Annotated in this window: 17 protein-coding genes; 14 read left to right on the top strand and 3 right to left on the bottom strand. The window is 65.2% G+C overall.

The window, feature by feature from the left end; all coding sequences use genetic code 11:
• Positions 1-34 precede the first annotated feature (34 nt).
• The 13 genes from NO362_RS08595 to NO362_RS08535 all read left to right on the top strand — a co-directional run bounded on the left by NO362_RS08595 (position 35) and on the right by NO362_RS08535 (position 12829).
• Positions 35-448, top strand: a complete 414-nt coding sequence (locus NO362_RS08595) for an NADH-quinone oxidoreductase subunit A (RefSeq protein WP_256544899.1) — start codon at positions 35-37, stop codon at positions 446-448.
• Positions 445-1155 carry an NADH-quinone oxidoreductase subunit B gene (locus NO362_RS08590; protein ID WP_121568381.1) on the top strand — a complete coding sequence of 237 codons (711 nt, stop codon included), beginning with the start codon at positions 445-447 and terminating at the stop codon, positions 1153-1155. The genes NO362_RS08595 and NO362_RS08590 overlap by 4 nt, the downstream gene beginning before the upstream one ends.
• Complete coding sequence (locus NO362_RS08585) at positions 1152-2822, top strand: NADH-quinone oxidoreductase subunit D (RefSeq protein WP_256544898.1); 1671 nt, start codon at positions 1152-1154, stop codon at positions 2820-2822. Before NO362_RS08590 ends, NO362_RS08585 begins: the two co-directional genes overlap by 4 nt.
• The gene (locus NO362_RS08580; protein WP_256288374.1) at positions 2822-3880 is read left to right on the top strand and encodes a complex I subunit 1/NuoH family protein; all 1059 of its coding nucleotides are present in this window, start codon (positions 2822-2824) and stop codon (positions 3878-3880) included. The genes NO362_RS08585 and NO362_RS08580 overlap by 1 nt, the downstream gene beginning before the upstream one ends.
• Positions 3877-4338, top strand: a complete 462-nt coding sequence (locus tag NO362_RS08575; RefSeq protein WP_121568378.1) for a NuoI/complex I 23 kDa subunit family protein — start codon at positions 3877-3879, stop codon at positions 4336-4338. Before NO362_RS08580 ends, NO362_RS08575 begins: the two co-directional genes overlap by 4 nt.
• Before the next feature lie 113 nt (positions 4339-4451).
• Positions 4452-4712: an NADH-quinone oxidoreductase subunit J gene (locus NO362_RS08570; protein ID WP_089768442.1), complete on the top strand. Its 261-nt coding sequence runs from the start codon at positions 4452-4454 to the stop codon at positions 4710-4712.
• A complete protein-coding gene (locus tag NO362_RS08565) occupies positions 4709-5068 on the top strand; it encodes a proton-conducting membrane transporter (RefSeq protein WP_256544897.1) in 360 nt (119 codons plus the stop codon). Before NO362_RS08570 ends, NO362_RS08565 begins: the two co-directional genes overlap by 4 nt.
• Positions 5068-5370, top strand: coding sequence for an NADH-quinone oxidoreductase subunit NuoK (gene nuoK, locus NO362_RS08560; RefSeq protein WP_121568376.1), 303 nt, complete (start codon positions 5068-5070; stop codon positions 5368-5370). The genes NO362_RS08565 and nuoK overlap by 1 nt, the downstream gene beginning before the upstream one ends.
• A 1-nt stretch (position 5371) precedes the next feature.
• A complete protein-coding gene (gene nuoL, locus NO362_RS08555; RefSeq protein ID WP_256288372.1) occupies positions 5372-7390 on the top strand; it encodes an NADH-quinone oxidoreductase subunit L in 2019 nt (672 codons plus the stop codon).
• Entirely contained in the window at positions 7387-8913 is a 1527-nt protein-coding gene (locus tag NO362_RS08550; protein WP_121568374.1) for a complex I subunit 4 family protein, read from the top strand. The genes nuoL and NO362_RS08550 overlap by 4 nt, the downstream gene beginning before the upstream one ends.
• Entirely contained in the window at positions 8913-10424 is a 1512-nt protein-coding gene (locus NO362_RS08545) for an NADH-quinone oxidoreductase subunit N (protein ID WP_256544896.1), read from the top strand. The genes NO362_RS08550 and NO362_RS08545 overlap by 1 nt, the downstream gene beginning before the upstream one ends.
• A gap of 102 nt (positions 10425-10526) precedes the next feature.
• Positions 10527-12002, top strand: coding sequence for a DHH family phosphoesterase (locus NO362_RS08540; protein ID WP_256544895.1), 1476 nt, complete (start codon positions 10527-10529; stop codon positions 12000-12002).
• A 41-nt stretch (positions 12003-12043) separates the two neighbouring features.
• Positions 12044-12829, top strand: a complete 786-nt coding sequence (locus NO362_RS08535) for a CBS domain-containing protein (protein ID WP_256544894.1) — start codon at positions 12044-12046, stop codon at positions 12827-12829.
• A gap of 24 nt (positions 12830-12853) precedes the next feature.
• Here the strand turns inward: NO362_RS08535 and NO362_RS08530 are convergent, their stop codons facing one another.
• Together NO362_RS08530 and NO362_RS08525 are read right to left on the bottom strand one after the other, a co-directional pair.
• Positions 12854-13087, bottom strand: a complete 234-nt coding sequence (locus NO362_RS08530) for a DUF7543 family protein (protein WP_256544893.1) — start codon at positions 13085-13087, stop codon at positions 12854-12856.
• 62 nt (positions 13088-13149) lie between these two features.
• Positions 13150-13326 carry a hypothetical protein gene (locus tag NO362_RS08525; RefSeq protein WP_199722988.1) on the bottom strand — a complete coding sequence of 59 codons (177 nt, stop codon included), beginning with the start codon at positions 13324-13326 and terminating at the stop codon, positions 13150-13152.
• 128 nt (positions 13327-13454) lie between these two features.
• Here NO362_RS08525 and NO362_RS08520 point away from each other — a divergent pair, with 128 nt between their 5' ends.
• Positions 13455-14564, top strand: coding sequence for a M24 family metallopeptidase (locus NO362_RS08520; protein WP_256544892.1), 1110 nt, complete (start codon positions 13455-13457; stop codon positions 14562-14564).
• Positions 14565-14602: 38 nt separating this feature from the next.
• Here the strand turns inward: NO362_RS08520 and NO362_RS08515 are convergent, their stop codons facing one another.
• Positions 14603-15763: a phosphotransacetylase family protein gene (locus tag NO362_RS08515; protein WP_256544891.1), complete on the bottom strand. Its 1161-nt coding sequence runs from the start codon at positions 15761-15763 to the stop codon at positions 14603-14605.
• Positions 15764-15769 lie beyond the last annotated feature (6 nt).

Below are 15769 nucleotides of genomic sequence, written 5' to 3'. Positions count from 1 at the left end.
CCTGCTAACTGCCGGATGTTAGGGAGACTACGGAATGAGTGAATGGATCGCAATCGGTGCCCTTGGGCTCGTCGCCGTCGGCATCCCACTCGGGATGATGGCTGTGTCGGCGATACTCCGCCCATCGGTGCCAGAACAAGGTAAACGCGCCACCTACGAGAGCGGTGAAGTACCGACAGGAACGGCACGCGTCCAGATCAACATCCAGTACTACATGGTCGCACTGCTGTTTCTCGTATTCGACGTCGAAACCGTTCTCATCTTCCCGTGGGCCGTCATCTACCGGTCCGCGCTGGAGCAGGGCGCAGACCTCACGGCGGTGTTGCTGCCGATGCTGATTTTCATCGGTGTGCTCGTCGTCGGGCTGGTCTGGGCGTGGCGCAACGGCGCCGTCGAGTGGGTCAAAAGCCCGCTGGCGAACCGCCAAAAGACGGAGAGAAACGCATGAGTAGCGAACGAGACAAACCATTCGTCACGGACGACACGCAGGTACAGACCGCGACGCGAGACGCCCGGATGACGGGCTCGGGCGCGGACAACCGGTTCAACTCGAAACTTCGGGAGGCGTTCGGCTCCTCGCCGTTCATCCTCACGAAGTTCGACCAGTTCATGAACTGGGTCCGCGGCTCGTCGATGTTTATGCTGCAGTTCGGGATCGCCTGCTGCAGCATCGAGATGATGCACACCTACTCGGTGAAGCACGACCTCGACCGATTCGCGGCCGGGGTCCCGCGTGCGTCGCCGCGACAGGCGGACGTCATCATCGTCCCGGGGACGATCGTCTCGAAGTTCGCCCCGCGGATGAAGCGCGTCTACGATCAGATGCCCGAGCCGAAGTTCGTCGTCGGGATGGGTTCCTGTACGATCTCGGGCGGCCCCTTCCAGGAGGGCTACAACGTCATCAAGGGCGCAGAGGAGGTCATCCCCGTGGACATCCACGTCCCCGGATGCCCCCCGCGTCCCGAGGCGCTCATCTACGGCGTCGCGAAACTCCAGCAGCGCATCGCCGAGGGCGAGTCGAGTCCGGTGACGGTGAAACCGTACGAACTCGAACAGTTCGACGACCTCGAACGCGACGAAGTCGTCGACAAACTCGCCGAACAGATCGACGAAGAGGACCTGGTTATGCGGTACAACTGGGCTGATTCGCCATGAGCTTAGAAGAACCCGAACCCGAAGACGGAGCCGTCGAAGTGCTCCCGACCGCGGGCGACGAGATCGCCGAGCTGCTCGGTGACCTGGTCGTCGATCGCGAAGAACACGTCAACGCACCCGGCTTCGTGATTCGCCCGGACGCGGTACAGGAGACCCTGACGCGACTCCGCGACGAGGCCGGCTTCGATCACCTCTCGTGTGTCACCGCCGAAGAACGCGAGGATCGGTACGAGTCCATCTACCACCTCACGAGCTTCGACGACCGGCAGCGGGAGGTCAGCGTCGTCGTGCCCGCACCGAAGGACAACCCCGTCAGCGAGTCCGCCGAGCCGGTCTTCCGGACGGCCGACTGGCACGAGCGGGAGGCCTACGACCTGATCGGCGTCGAGTACGACGACCATCCGGACCTGCGTCGCATTCTCTTGCCCGACACGTGGCAGGGACACCCGCTCTCGGAGAACTACGACCAGGACCGACCGCAGATCGTCACCCTCTCGGAGTGGGAGAACCCGCTCGCCGAGGACCACCGCGAGGAGGAGGGCGACACGATGTACGTCAACATCGGGCCGCACCACCCCGCCACACACGGCGTCCTGCACGTGAAGACGGTACTAGACGGCGAGCAGGTCGCAGACGTCGATCCCGACATCGGCTACCTCCACCGCTGTGAGGAGCAGATGTGTCAGACGAAGACCTACCGCCACCAGATTATGCCCTACCCCGACCGCTGGGACTACGCGTCCTCGGGGCTCTTGAACGAGTGGGCGTACGCGCGCGCGGCGGAGGACCTCAACGACATCGACGTGCCGGAGTACGCACAGATCATCCGGACGATGGGCGCGGAGTTCTGCCGCATCGCCTCGCATATGCTCGCAGTGGGGACGTTCGCGCTGGACGTCTACGGCGACTTCACAGCGATCTTTATGTACGCGATGCGGGACCGCGAGAAGGTCCAGAAGGTCCTCGAAGACCTCACCGGCCAGCGGATGATGTTCAACTACTTCCGCTTGGGCGGCGTCGTCTGGGACCTTCCGGAACCGCGCGAGGAGTTCTTCGAGACGATTCGGGACTTCCTCGACGACCTCCCGGAGGCGCTCGAGGAGTACCACGACCTCATCACCTCCAACGAGATCCTGCAGGCCCGGACGATCGACACGGGCGTGCTGCCGCCGGAGGTCGCGAAGTCCTACGGCGCGACGGGGCCCGTCGCACGCGGGTCCGGAATCGACTACGACCTGCGCCGCGACGACCCCTACGGCTACTACGACGAACTCGAGTGGGACGTCATCACCGAGGACGGCTGTGACAACTTCAGCCGGCTGCTCGTCCGCCTTCGCGAGGTCGAAGAGTCCGCGAAGATCATCGAGCAGTGCGTCGACCTCCTCGAAGACTGGCCCGAAGAAGAGCGGACGATCCAGTCTAACGTTCCCCGGACCCTGCGCCCGGAGGACGACACGGAGATCTACCGCGCCGTCGAAGCCGCGAAGGGCGAACTCGGGATCTACATCCGCGCCGACGGGACCGAGAAGCCGGGGCGGTTCAAGATCCGCAGTCCGTGCTTCTCGAACCTCCAGACGCTGCCGGAGATGTCCGCCGGCGAGTACATCCCTGATATGGTCGCATCGCTCGGTAGCCTCGACATCGTGCTGGGCGAGGTGGACCGCTGATGGTACCGCTGCAGTCACAGGTGCTCCTCCCCGAGCGGATCGCCGGTCTGCTGGGGCTCTCCGGCACGGTCGGACAGATCGTCGGCGGACTCCTCGGCGCCTTCCTCATCGCCAACTTGCTGTTGGTGCAGACGGCCATCGCCGGCCCGTGGGCAAAGCGGAAAATCACCGCCGCGTTCACCGACCGGATCGCCGTCAACCGGATCGGACCGTTCGGACTGCTCACCATCGTCACCGACGCCGTCCGACTGCTCTCGAAGGAACTCATCATTCCCGAAGACGTCGACCGGCCGTCGTACGACCTCGGCCCGCTTCTGGTGCCGTTCTCCGCGCTCCTCGGGTTCGCCGTGATCCCGATGGGCAACGGCATCCACCTCGCGGACCCCGAGACGGGGCTGGTCTTCGCGTTTGCCGCGTCCTCGATCGCCTCGCTCGGGATTGTGATGATGGGCTACGGATCGAACAACAAGTATTCGCTGCTCGGTGGACTGCGCGCGATCGCCTCGAACATCGCCTACGAGATTCCGCTCGTCGTCACCGCGGCGTCGGTGGTCGTCTTCACCGGGACGCTGCAGATGAGCGAAGTCGTCGCACAGCAGGCCGAACCGCTTCTCACCGTCGCCGGCGTCACGATCCCGCAGTGGTTCGCGTTCGTCAATCCGTTCGCGTTCGTGCTGTTCGTGATCGCGAACCTCGCGGAAGTCGGCCGGAACCCCTTCGACGTGCCGGAGGCGCCGACCGAGATCGTCGCCGGGTTCCAGACGGAGTACTCCTCTGTGTACTTCGTCCTCATCTACCTCGGTGAGTTCATCCACATCTTCCTCGGCGGCGCGCTCGCCGCGACGCTGTTCCTGGGTGGACCGGCCGGACCGATCCTGCCGGGCTTCATCTGGTTCACGATCAAGATCTGGGCGTTCTACCTGTTCACCCAGTGGGCGCGCTCGGCGATTCCCCGCCTCCGCGTCGATCAGTTCCTCGACGTCGGCTGGAAGGGGATGCTCGTGCTCTCGTTCGCGAACCTGGCACTCACGGCCATCATCGTGGGAGTGATAGCATGATTGGCGTACTCAAATCGATGGCAACGACGATGAAACACGCACTGGACGGGCAGACGTTCACGGTCGAGTACCCCGACGTCGCGCCCGAAGTGAGCCCCCGATTCCGCGGGGTCCACAAGTTCAGCCAGGAGCGCTGCATCTGGTGTCGACAGTGCGAGAACGTCTGTCCGAACGACACCATCCAGATCGTGCAGGACGACCAGCGCAACGGCGAACAGTACAACCTCCACATCGGGCAGTGCATCTACTGCCGGCTGTGTGAGGAGGTCTGTCCCGTCGACGCCATCCTGCTCACGCAGAACTTCGAGTTCACTGCCGACACGAAGGACGACTTCGTGTACAACAAAGAGCAGTTGAAGAACGTCCCGTGGTACAAGGATATCGACCCGCTCAACTCCCGGGAACCCGACCGCGACGCGTGGATCGGCGAGGGCGAGGGCGAGGTGGATTACCAGTGAGTTGAGACGTTCCACAGCGGGACAGATCGCCGATCAAAGTCCGTCTGAGGCGGTATGCGCCGCCCGCGGACTTCTCGAAATGTTCAAAGGGATACCTCAAGGAGACAAACACAATGGTTTATGAAACCATCGCGTTCGCGCTGTTCGCCCTCGTGACCGTGGGCTGCAGCCTGGGCGTCGTCCTCGTGCGGGACATCTGGCACTCCGCACTCCTGCTCGGGGGCGCGCTCTTGAGCGTCGCGGTGCACTACGTGATGTTACAGGCGGAGTTCCTCGCCGCGATGCAGATCCTCGTCTACGTCGGCGGGGTTCTCATTCTCATCACGTTCGCCGTGATGCTGACGCGTACACAACCGGAGGTGAGTAGCACATGACCACGAAACCGGAACTGAATCTGGGTTCGCATCTCGTTCCCGGCCTCGCTGCTGTCGCACTGTTCGTCGTGATGGCCGCGACGATACTCTCGGCGTCGTTCCCCGATCCGCAAGGATTCGCGGGCGATGCGAGCATCGTCGCGAGCATCGGCTACGCGATGTTCAACCTCGACTTCGGGGATATCGCCGGTGAGAGCTTCCTCGCCGCACTCATCATAATCGCCATCACGCTCGACGTTGCGCTCGACGGGTCGATCCACCTCGCACGCCGCGAGGGCGACCAGGGCGGATCGTCACTGCTGGCCGATGGTGGACGGGAACTCAAGCAAAGCCTGTTCGAGGAGGACGACGACTGATGGTCCCCCCACAGTACTATCTGCTCCTCTCGGCCGCGCTGTTCTGTATCGGGCTGTTCGGCATCCTGACGCGGCGCAACGCGCTGCTGTTCCTGATGTCGGTCGAGCTAATGTTGAACGCCGCGAACATCAACCTCGTCGCGTTCTCCAACGTCTGGGGGAACGTGACGGGACAGACGTTCGGGCTGTTTATGATGGCGCTCGCCGCCGCCGAGGTCGCGATCGGGATCGGGATCATCCTGGTGCTGTATCGCAACTTCGACGACGTCGACGTCACCAAGGCGACAACGATGAGGTGGTAAGATGGTAGGGATATTCGACTTCGCACCCGCGATCGTGCTGTTGCCGTTCGTTTCGTTCCTCGTCGCGCTCGCGGTGGGCGACCGCTTGCCGAAAGGCGGTGCGCTGGCCGGGATCGCCGCGACGGCGGGATCACTGCTTTTGGCGGCCGCGACGTTCCTCACCGTCGCCGGTGGGCGGACGTACGACGCGACGATCTACACCTGGGCCGAAGGGATCGAAGCGGTCGATCTGACGTTCGGCATCCTGATCGATCCACTGTCGGCGATGATGCTGCTCATCGTGACGCTCATCGCCTTCCTCGTCCACGTCTTCAGTCTCGGATATATGAACGACGAGGGCGAGGTCGGCCTGCCGCGCTACTACGCCGGACTCGGACTGTTCACCGCGTCGATGCTCGGATTCGTCGTGGCGGACAACCTCCTGATGGCGTTTATGTTCTTCGAGCTGGTCGGGCTCTGCTCGTATCTGCTCATCGGCTTTTGGTTCCGCGAACCAGGTCCGCCGAGCGCGGCCAAGAAGGCGTTCCTCGTCACCCGCTTCGGGGACTACTTCTTCCTCGTCGGCGTCGTCGCCGTCTTCGCGACGTTCGGCACGGCGGCGTTCTCCGGATCGGAATCGTTCCCCGTACTCGCGGAGGCCGCACTCCACGGTGAGGCGACCGTGAACACGTTCGGCTTCGCGCCGCAGACGTGGTTCACGATCGTCGGTCTCCTCGTGCTCGGCGGCGTCGTCGGCAAGTCCGCGCAGTTCCCGCTGCACACGTGGCTGCCCGACGCGATGGAAGGTCCGACGCCCGTCTCCGCGCTCATCCACGCAGCGACGATGGTCGCGGCCGGCGTCTACCTCGTCGCGCGGATGTACGGCTTCTACGCGCTCTCGCCGGACGCGCTCGCGATCATCGCCCTGATCGGCGGTTTCACCGCGCTGTTCGCGGCGACGATGGGCGTCGTCAAGCGCGAGATCAAGCAGGTGCTCGCGTACTCGACGATCTCGCAGTACGGCTATATGATGCTCGCTCTCGGCGGTGGCGGCTACGTCGCCGCGACCTTCCACCTGATGACGCACGCCTTCTTCAAGGCGCTGCTGTTCCTCGGGGCCGGGTCGGTCATCATCGCGATGCACCACAACGAAGATATGTGGGATATGGGCGGGCTGAAAGAGAAGATGCCCGTCACCTACTACGCCTTCCTCTCTGGCTCGCTCGCGCTTGCGGGCATCTTCCCGTTCTCTGGCTTCTGGTCGAAAGACGAAGTGCTGTACGAGACGCTCATCCACGGCCTCGGCGGGAGCCCCGTGCTCCTCGCCGCGTACGCGATGGGTCTCCTCGCCGTCTTCTTCACCGGGTTCTACACCTTCCGGATGGTGTTCCTCACCTTCCACGGTGAACCCCGCACCCAGACCGCGAGCGATCCGCACAGCGTTCGCTGGAACGTGAAGGGTCCGCTCGCCGTCCTCGGCGTTCTCGCGGCGACGACGGGTCTCGTGAATATGGTGCCGGTCGAGAAACTGCTGGGAATCGGCGGTATCGACTTCCTGCACCAGTGGCTCGATATGAGTACGGAGTCGCTGAACGCCCACCACTACGGCGAACTCATCCCGTACAGTTCCGCGTACATCGGCGGTGAGGCGACGACAGTGGCCATCGGTGCCGGCGTCTCGCTGGGCCTCGCGCTTGCGGGCGCGGGCCTCGCGCACCTGCTGTACAACGTCCCCGAACCGGTCGAACACACCGACCGTCTCGGCGGTATCAAGACACTGCTGTACAACAACTACTACCAGGACGAGTACCAGGTTTGGCTGGCGAACGGCGTCACGCGCCCGGTCGCACGCGTCGCGAACAAGTTCGATCAGGGCGTCGTCGACGGCGTCGTCAACGGCGTCTCCAGCGTCAGTCTGTTCTCCGGCAGCCGCGTTCGCCGGATCCAGACCGGCGTGGTGAGTAACTACGCGGTGCTGCTGACGCTCGGCCTGACGGCGTTGCTTCTGGCCTTCGGTCTTCTCGGAGGGTGGTTCGTATGATAATTGAAGCGCTCATCGGAGTCACGTTCCTCGCCGCGCTGGTCGTGTTCGTCGCTCCCGACGAGTACGCCGGCAAACTCGCGGCGGCACTCAGCGCGCTCCCGGTTCTCGGGAGCCTCTGGATGTGGGCACAGTACGACGCGAGCGGGAACGCCCTGCTGGGCGGGTCGATCGCGTTCGAGACAGACGTCGTCTGGCTGACGCTCGGCGGCCTCGACCTGCACTGGTTCGTCGGCGTCGACGGCATCAGCCTGCCGCTTGTCGTCCTCACGACGATCCTCACGACGCTCGCGATCGTCAGCGCGTGGACGCCGATCTCGAATCGAGAATCGCAGTTCTACGGGCTGATGCTCTTCATGGAGGCGAACCTGCTCGGCGTCTTCACGGCGCTCGACTTCTTCGCGTGGTTCGTCTTCTGGGAGGCCGTCCTCGTCCCGATGTACTTCCTTATCGGCGTCTGGGGCGGTCCGAACCGCCGCTACGCGGCGATCAAGTTCTTCGTGTACACGAACGTCGCGTCGCTCGTGATGTTCATCGGCTTCATCGCGCTCGTGTTCGGCCTCGGCGACTCGGTGTCGTCGATGCGGCTCCCCGAGATCGCACAGGCGCTCCGCGCCGGTGCACTCGGCGGCTTCGCCGGTCTCGACGCCGCGACGCTGAAGACGGTCGCCTTCGTGGCGACGTTCCTCGGCTTCGCGGTGAAGGTGCCGGTCGCACCGCTGCACACGTGGCTGCCGGACGCTCACGTCGAAGCCCCGACGCCAGTGTCGGTGATGCTGGCCGGCGTCCTCCTGAAGATGGGGACCTACGCGCTGCTGCGGTTCAACTTCACGATGATGCCCGACGTGGCGACGGCGCTCGTCGTCCCAATCGCTGGCATCGCCGTCATCAGCGTCATCTACGGCGCGATGCTGGCGCTCGCACAGCAGGACCTCAAGCGCATCGTCGCGTACTCGTCGGTCTCCTCGATGGGCTACGTCATCCTCGGCCTCGTCGCGTACACGACCTACGGGGTCGGCGGCGCGACGTTCCAGATGATCGCCCACGGGCTGATCTCCGGACTGATGTTCATGGCGGTCGGCGTCATCTACAACACGACCCACACGCGGATGGTGGGCGATATGTCCGGCATCGCAGACCGGATGCCCCTCACCGCCGGCATCTTCGTCGCCGGCGCGTTCGGGTATATGGGTCTGCCGCTGATGGCCGGCTTCGCGGGCGAGTTCTTCATCTTCAAGGGCTCGTTCGCCTCCACCGTCCACTCGGCAATGCCGCTTTTCACGGCGGCCGCGATGTTCGGCATCGTCATCGTCGCCGGCTACCTGCTGTTCGCGATGCAGCGGACGCTGTTCGGTCCCTTCAGCTTCGATGGCGAGTACGAAATCACGAACGCACCGACGCACGACGTCGCACCGCTGGCGGTGCTGTTGCTGTTGGTGATCGTGCTCGGCGTCGCGCCTGACCTGTTCTTCGGAATGATCCAAGACGCTGTGAATCCGATCCTCTCGGGAGGTGGGCTGTGATGTTCGACCTCGCACTGCAGGCAGAACCGGCAGCGACGTGGACGGCACTCGCCCCAGCGATCCTGCTCGGCCTGACCGGCCTGGTGCTGCTCGGGATCGATACGATTCGCACGGACGAAGCGAGCAACGCGCTCTTGGCTAGCGTGTCGGCCGGCGGGTCGCTCCTCGCCTTCGGTACCGCGGCGTGGTTCCTCGTCGCCGGCACCGGACAGGAGCGAACCGGCGGCGCGATCACGCTGTACGGCGACGCGCTCGTCGTCGACGGGATGAGCCTCTTTTTCACGCTCATCTTCACGATCGTCACCGCGATGGTGCTGGTCGCCTCCTACGACTACCTGCGCGATCACGAGCATCGCGCGGTGTTCTACTCGCTCGTGCTGTTCGCGGCGACGGGGATGACGCTCCTGTCGATGGCGAACTCGCTGGCGACGGTCTTCGTCAGCCTCGAACTCGCGTCGCTGCCCTCCTACGCGCTCGTCGCGTTCCTCAAGAACGACAAGGGGAGCGTCGAAGCGGGGCTGAAGTACTTCCTCATCGGCGCTGTCTCCTCTGCGGTGTTCGCGTTCGGCATCAGCCTCGTGTACGCCGTCACGGGATCGCTCGTGCTCGGTGACGTCGCCGCCGCGGTCAACGCGCCGGAGATGGCCGGCGTCCTCGGCATCGGCGTGCTGATGATGATTGGTGGGTTCGCGTTCAAGACCGCCTCCGTGCCGTTCCACTTCTGGGCGCCGGAGGCCTACGAGGGCGCGCCTGCACCGATCTCGGCGTTCCTCTCGTCGGCGTCGAAGGCAGCCGGTTTCGCGGTCGCGTTCCGCGTCTTCGTCGAGGCGTTCCCGCTGGGCGCACTGCCTGCGGGCGTCGACTGGGTGATCGCGTTCCAGGTGCTCGCCGTCGTCACGATGACGCTCGGTAACTTCGCGGCAGCGACCCAAGAGAAGGTCAAGCGGATGCTCGCGTACTCCTCTATCGGGCACGCGGGTTACGCGCTCATCGGCCTCGCCGCGCTGACCGCCGGCGGACCCAACGGGGACGTCCTCGGGGCGTCGATGGCGCACCTGCTCGTCTACGGCTTCATGAACACCGGCGCGTTCCTGTTCATCGCCTTAGTCGAACACTGGGGCGTCGGACGGACGTTCGAGGACTACAACGGCCTCGCGTCGACGGCACCGATCGCCGCCGTCGCGATGACCGTGTTCATGTTCAGCCTCGCGGGACTGCCGCCGTTCGGCGGCTTCCTCTCGAAGTACGCCCTGTTCTACTCGGCGATCGAAGCCGGGTTCTGGTGGCTCGCCGCCGTCGGCGCGATCAACAGCGCGCTGTCGCTGTTCTACTACAGCCGCGTCGTCAAGGCGATGTGGATCGAGTCGCCCAGCGGTGACTTCGAGATCCAGAGCCGCCCGGTCGGGCTGTACGCCGCCGTCATCTTCGCCGGCCTCGGGACGCTGCTGTTGCTCCCGGCGTTCGGCCCGGTCATCGAGACCGCACAGACCGTCGCGGCGACGCTGTTCTGATCGGCGTCTCCGGACGTTCTTGTTTTATTTCTAACTGGTCTACCGAACTTCGGCCGACCAGATGACGGTAGGGTTTTGGCCGGCGCGTTCGGATGCCCGCGTATGCAACGGCGGTTGGTTCTTGGGTGCGGTTCGGCCGTGCGCGGAACCATCGAGCGCCTCGCCGAGTGGCCCGGCGAATTAGTCATCCTCTCACAGCGCGGCGACGTCGTCGACGCTATCGGCGCCGACGGAGTCACGACGAAGCGGCGCGCCCCGGCAGACGTCGAAGCGTTCCCGGACCGGGCAGAACTGGTGTTCGTCGCGAGCGACGACGCCGCGGCGAACGCCGAGGCGGCCGCTGAAGCCCGCGAGCAGTTTCCGGACGCACAGCTCGTAGTGTATCTGAGTGCTGGAGCGACCGCACAGGTGCGCGAACGAATACTAGAGACCGCAGATCGCGTTATCGACGGCGAGCAGATCCTCCTCGACCGCGTCCGAGAGTTGACGACCGCTCCCGGCGCGGAACGGATCCATCGACTCTTCGCGACGCTCCGTCGCATCGACGGGCGGCTGGCCGTGGTGATGCACGACAACCCCGACCCGGACGCGATCGCGAGCGCGCTCGCACTCGCCCGAATCGCCGCATCCGTCGACGTCCCCGCGGACGCGTGCTACTTCGGCGACATCTCTCACCAGGAGAACCGCGCCTTAGTGAACCTGCTCGACCTGGCGCTCGTCGAACTCGACGACGGCACAGACCTCGCGGAGTACGACGGCGTCGCTCTCGTCGACCACTCCCGCCCGGGCGTCAACGACGGGTTACCCGGCGACACCGAGATCGACATCGTCGTCGATCACCACCCGCCGCGCGCGCCGGTCGAGGCGCACTTCGTCGACCTCCGGCGCGACATTGGCGCCACCAGTACGCTCTTGGCGGAGTATCTTCGCCGGGCGGGAATCGAGCCCGAGGAGTCGCTTGCGACGTCGCTGCTCTTCGGGATCCGCGTCGACACGAACGACTTCGCTCGGGAAGTCTCTCCCGCCGACTTCGAGGCGGCGGCGTGGCTGCTCACCTACGCGGACCTCTCGATGCTCGATCGGGTCGAATCGCCCAGTATGACGTCGGCGGTGTTGGAAACGCTGGGGCGAGCGATCCGCAACCGCGACGTCCGCGGCGACGCCTTGGCCTCGAACGTCGGAGCGATCAGCGACCGCGACGCCCTCGCGCAGGCAGCCGATCGGCTGCTGAATATGGAAGGGATCCGCATCGTGATCGTCTACGGGTTCCGCGACGGGACCGTCTACGTCTCCGGGCGCGCACGCGGTACCGACGTAGATCTCGGGGAGACACTCCGCGACGCGCTCGGCGCGATCGGCAGCGCCGGCGGGCACGCGGATATGGCCGGCGCGCAGGTGCCGCTCGGGATCCTCGCCGACGCCGACGACGAATCGATCGAGGAACTATCCAAGATCGTCACCGAAGTCATCGCCAGTCGGGTCTTCGAGACGCTCGAAGACGCGACCACGCTCCTCGACGTCGGCGCAGACGACACCGAGTGGGCCTTCGAGTTCCCGTTCGAGGTGGACGAAGAGTGACGAGAGGCACCCTTTTCCACGGGGACCGCGTAGACTCGACGATGAGCGGGAGACCGAAGGTCAAAGAGTATATGACGCGTGAGGTGCAGACCGTCTCGCCGACCGACACCGTCGCCGACGTCGCACGCCGGATCAAAGAGAGCGAAGGACACAACGGATTTCCCGTCTCCGACGGCCGAAAGGTCGAGGGGTTCGTCACGGCCAGCGATCTGCTCTTAGTCGACGACGAGGACCCGATCTTCACCGTGATGACCGAGGACATCATCGTCGCCCAACCCGAGATGGACGTGATCGACGCCGCGCGCGTGATCCTCCGGTCAGGCATCCAAAAGCTCCCGGTCGTCGACGACGCCGACAACCTCGTCGGCATCATCTCGAATACGGACGTCGTCCGCTCACAGATCGAGCGGGCGACGCCGGAGAAGGTGGGCAAACTGATGCGCACGCTCGAACAGATCCACGACGTCAGTCTCCACGAGGAATCTCGCGTCGTCGAGTTGGACAATCTCACGCCGACGCAGGCGCGTGTCTACGCCGACGAACTCGAGGGGCGGCAGTACGAACTCGAACGCGGACTCGCCGAACCGCTCGTGGTCATCGATAACGGCGGCGAACTCCTGCTGGCGGACGGCCACCACCGCGTGATGGCGGCGTTCCAACTCGGAATCGAGGAGATGGACGCCACGGTGATCGTCTTAGACGAACGCGTCGATCTGGGAATGCAACGAACGGCCGAAAAGGAGGGGCTCTCGTCGATCGAAGACATCGAAATCGCCGACTACGGCCGGCACCCGCTGATCGAAGCGACCCAGCGGTTACAGGAGTAGTCCCCGCCCGACTGCGGCCGCTCTCTATTCTTCCCGGGAGGCCGCGTCCGCTTTCCACTCTTCGATCAAGGCCTTCGCTGCCTCGACGTCGGCGACGCGCTCTCGACGGTAGTCTCTGCCACCGGGCGCTTGATGCAGGCGGTCGAGTCTGACGATCCACTCGCCGTCGGATCGGCGGCGACGACGTAGCGTGACGTACCCGTCCTCGCGCGTCCACTCGACGAGGCGTTCCTCCTCACGAGTCCGTGTCCACTCCATACCGATGGCTCGCACGTCGCGAGCCTGTATCTTCCGAATAGGGTCGCACGACCGCGTCGCGATCAGTCGGCGAGGCCTTTGGACGCGGACTCGACGGCTTCGAGGCTGGCGAGCGGTCCGGTGCGCGCGCCGCATTCGGGGCACTCGGGATAGCCCAGATCGTCGTACCGGACTGCATCCGCGGGTAGTTCGGCTCCGCAGGCGGCACACTCGAAGTACGTGGGCCAGTCGAAGTCCATACTCCAAGTGTCACGGGGATATGTAATAGTTAATGAGTGGTTACGGCCGGTCTCTGGCCGGATTTCCGCCTGCCGGGACCCCACAACGCGACCGTACCTTCTTGTGCGATTGCGCGGAAGCCTCCGGTGTGACGCCTCTCGAACGACGAACCGACGCGGCACAGACGACGCTCGCCAACGTGGGCGCGGACGCGCTCGTCTGTGTCCCCGGACGGAACCTCCAGTATCTCACCGGCCTCGTCGAACCCCAGCGCGAGCGACACTTCCTCTTCGTCGTGCCCGCCGAGGGCGAACCGACGTTCTTCGTCCCGGCGCTTGCGGCCTCGCAGGTCCGATCAGAGTCGTGGGTGCCCGACGTGCGGGCGTGGGACGACGAGGCGGATCCCGTGAGGGCGCTCTCGGAACTGTTCGACGACCTCGGGATCCCGGCGGCGTCGCACCTTCTCGTCGACGACACGATGTGGGCGACGTTCACTCAAGACGTGCGCGAGATTCGTCCGGACGCCACGCTCGGCCTCGCCAGCGAGGTGCTCGCAGACCTGCGAATCAGAAAGGACGATGCCGAACTCGACGCGCTTCGGCGTGCCGCAGGGGCCGCAGACGACGCGATGGAGCGCGTTCGCGGCCTCGGCAGCGACGCCGTCGGGCTGACAGAATCCGAACTCGCAGCCCGGATCGAGTCGTTTCTCGCCGACGCCGGCGGCGACGGCGTCTCCTTCGAGACGATCGTCGGCTCCGGACCCAACGGCGCGATGCCGCATCACACCCACGGCGAGCGAACGATCGAGGCCGGCGACCCGGTCGTCGTGGACTTCGGAACGCGCGTCGACGGCTACCCCAGCGACCAGACTCGAACCGTCGTCTTCGACGGCACCCCTGGCGAGCGCTTTCGCGAGGTCCACGAGGTGGTCAGACGCGCGCAGGAGGCGGCCGTCGACGCAGTCGAACCAGGGGTGGCTGCCGGCGCGGTCGACGCTGCCGCGCGCTCGGTCATCGAGGACGCTGGCTACGGCGAGCGGTTCATTCACCGGACGGGCCACGGCGTCGGTCTCGACGTCCACGAAGAGCCCTACATCGTCGCCGACAGTACGCGAGAACTGGAGCCGGGGATGGTCTTCAGCGTCGAGCCCGGTGTCTACCTCGACGGCGCGTTCGGCGTCCGCATCGAGGACCTCGTCGTCGTCACCGACGACGGCTGTGAACGCTTGAACACGACGGATCGCGGGTGGCGGTGTTGAGGAGCGCCAGCAGTAGTCGCACCTGACGGATACGAGGATTACGCCTCGTCAGCGTCCGTTGGGTTGTCGGAGTTGCCAGCGTCCTCCGGACCCGCCGAGTCCTCCGCTGCGTCCGCTGCGTCCACACTGTCGTCCTCCGGACCGAGCAGCGCGTCCACGTCGGCGTGATCGTAGAGGAGTTCGCTCATCCGGGAGATCGTCTCCTCGTCGCGGGCGCGGCCGGTGTTGACGACCGCCTCCGCGCGGTCGACGACTGAGAGGGTATCGCCGGTGACGAGCAGGACAGGCACGCCTTTCTGTTCGGCCTTGCCGAGCACGGCCGGCGACGGGCGGTGTCCGCCGGTGAGGATGATGGCGTTGACGCCCGGGGCCTCCAACGCTGCGGTGATGATCTCCGCGCGGTCGCCGCCGGTGATGACTGCGGCGTTCTTGGTGCGGCGGAAGTACCGGAGAGCGGCGTCTCCGCCCATCGCGCCGACGAGGAAGCGCTCCACGTAGGCCCCGCTGTCGCCGTCGACGGCGACGGAGGCGCCGAGTTCGGCGGCGAGGTCCTCGACGGTCACGCCCGCGAGGTCGCGCTCGCGCGGGACGACGCCGAGAACGGGGATCCCGCGTCCTTCGAGGAACGGCACGCCCTGCTGTTCGAGGTCGTCGAAGGCGGCGTCGTTCACGCCGTTGAACAACACGCCCACGAGGCGGTCGCCGAAGGCCTCCGCGGCGGCGACGACGTCGTCGAGGTCGCCCGGGTTCTCGTAGTTGGCCACGAGGAGCACGTCGGCGTCGAGTCGCGACGCGATGTCCACGTCGGTCAGATCGACGATCCCACCGGTGGTCCAGGAGCCGCCGCCCTCGACGAGCATCAGCCCGCAGTTGGCCGCGAGCTGTTCGAAGTACTCCTCGATGAGGGCGCCGAGTTCTTCGGGGTCCTCCTGCCCGCGGATCGCGCCGTCGACGAACGTCGGCGAGTAGACGATCGGCTCCATCTGGTGCATCTCACAGTCCAAATCGAGGAGTTCACGCGCCAACATCGGATCCTCGTCAAGCGTCTTGCCGACGTTCGACTGGAGCCGCGTGCCTTTGGGCTTCATATAGCCGACGTCGAGGCCGCGCTCCTGTGCGAGTCGGCCGAGCGCGAGGGTGACTGCCGTCTTGCCGGTGCTTTCCTGGATCGAAGCGACGAGTAGGGTGTTCGTGTGCATCTGTGG

Origin of the sequence: Halobellus inordinatus (assembly GCF_024498335.1) — an archaeon.
Lineage (GTDB): Archaea > Halobacteriota > Halobacteria > Halobacteriales > Haloferacaceae > Haloquadratum > Haloquadratum inordinatus.
Note: the sequence above shows the minus strand (reverse complement) of the source record. Positions and strands in the feature narration are given on the sequence as shown.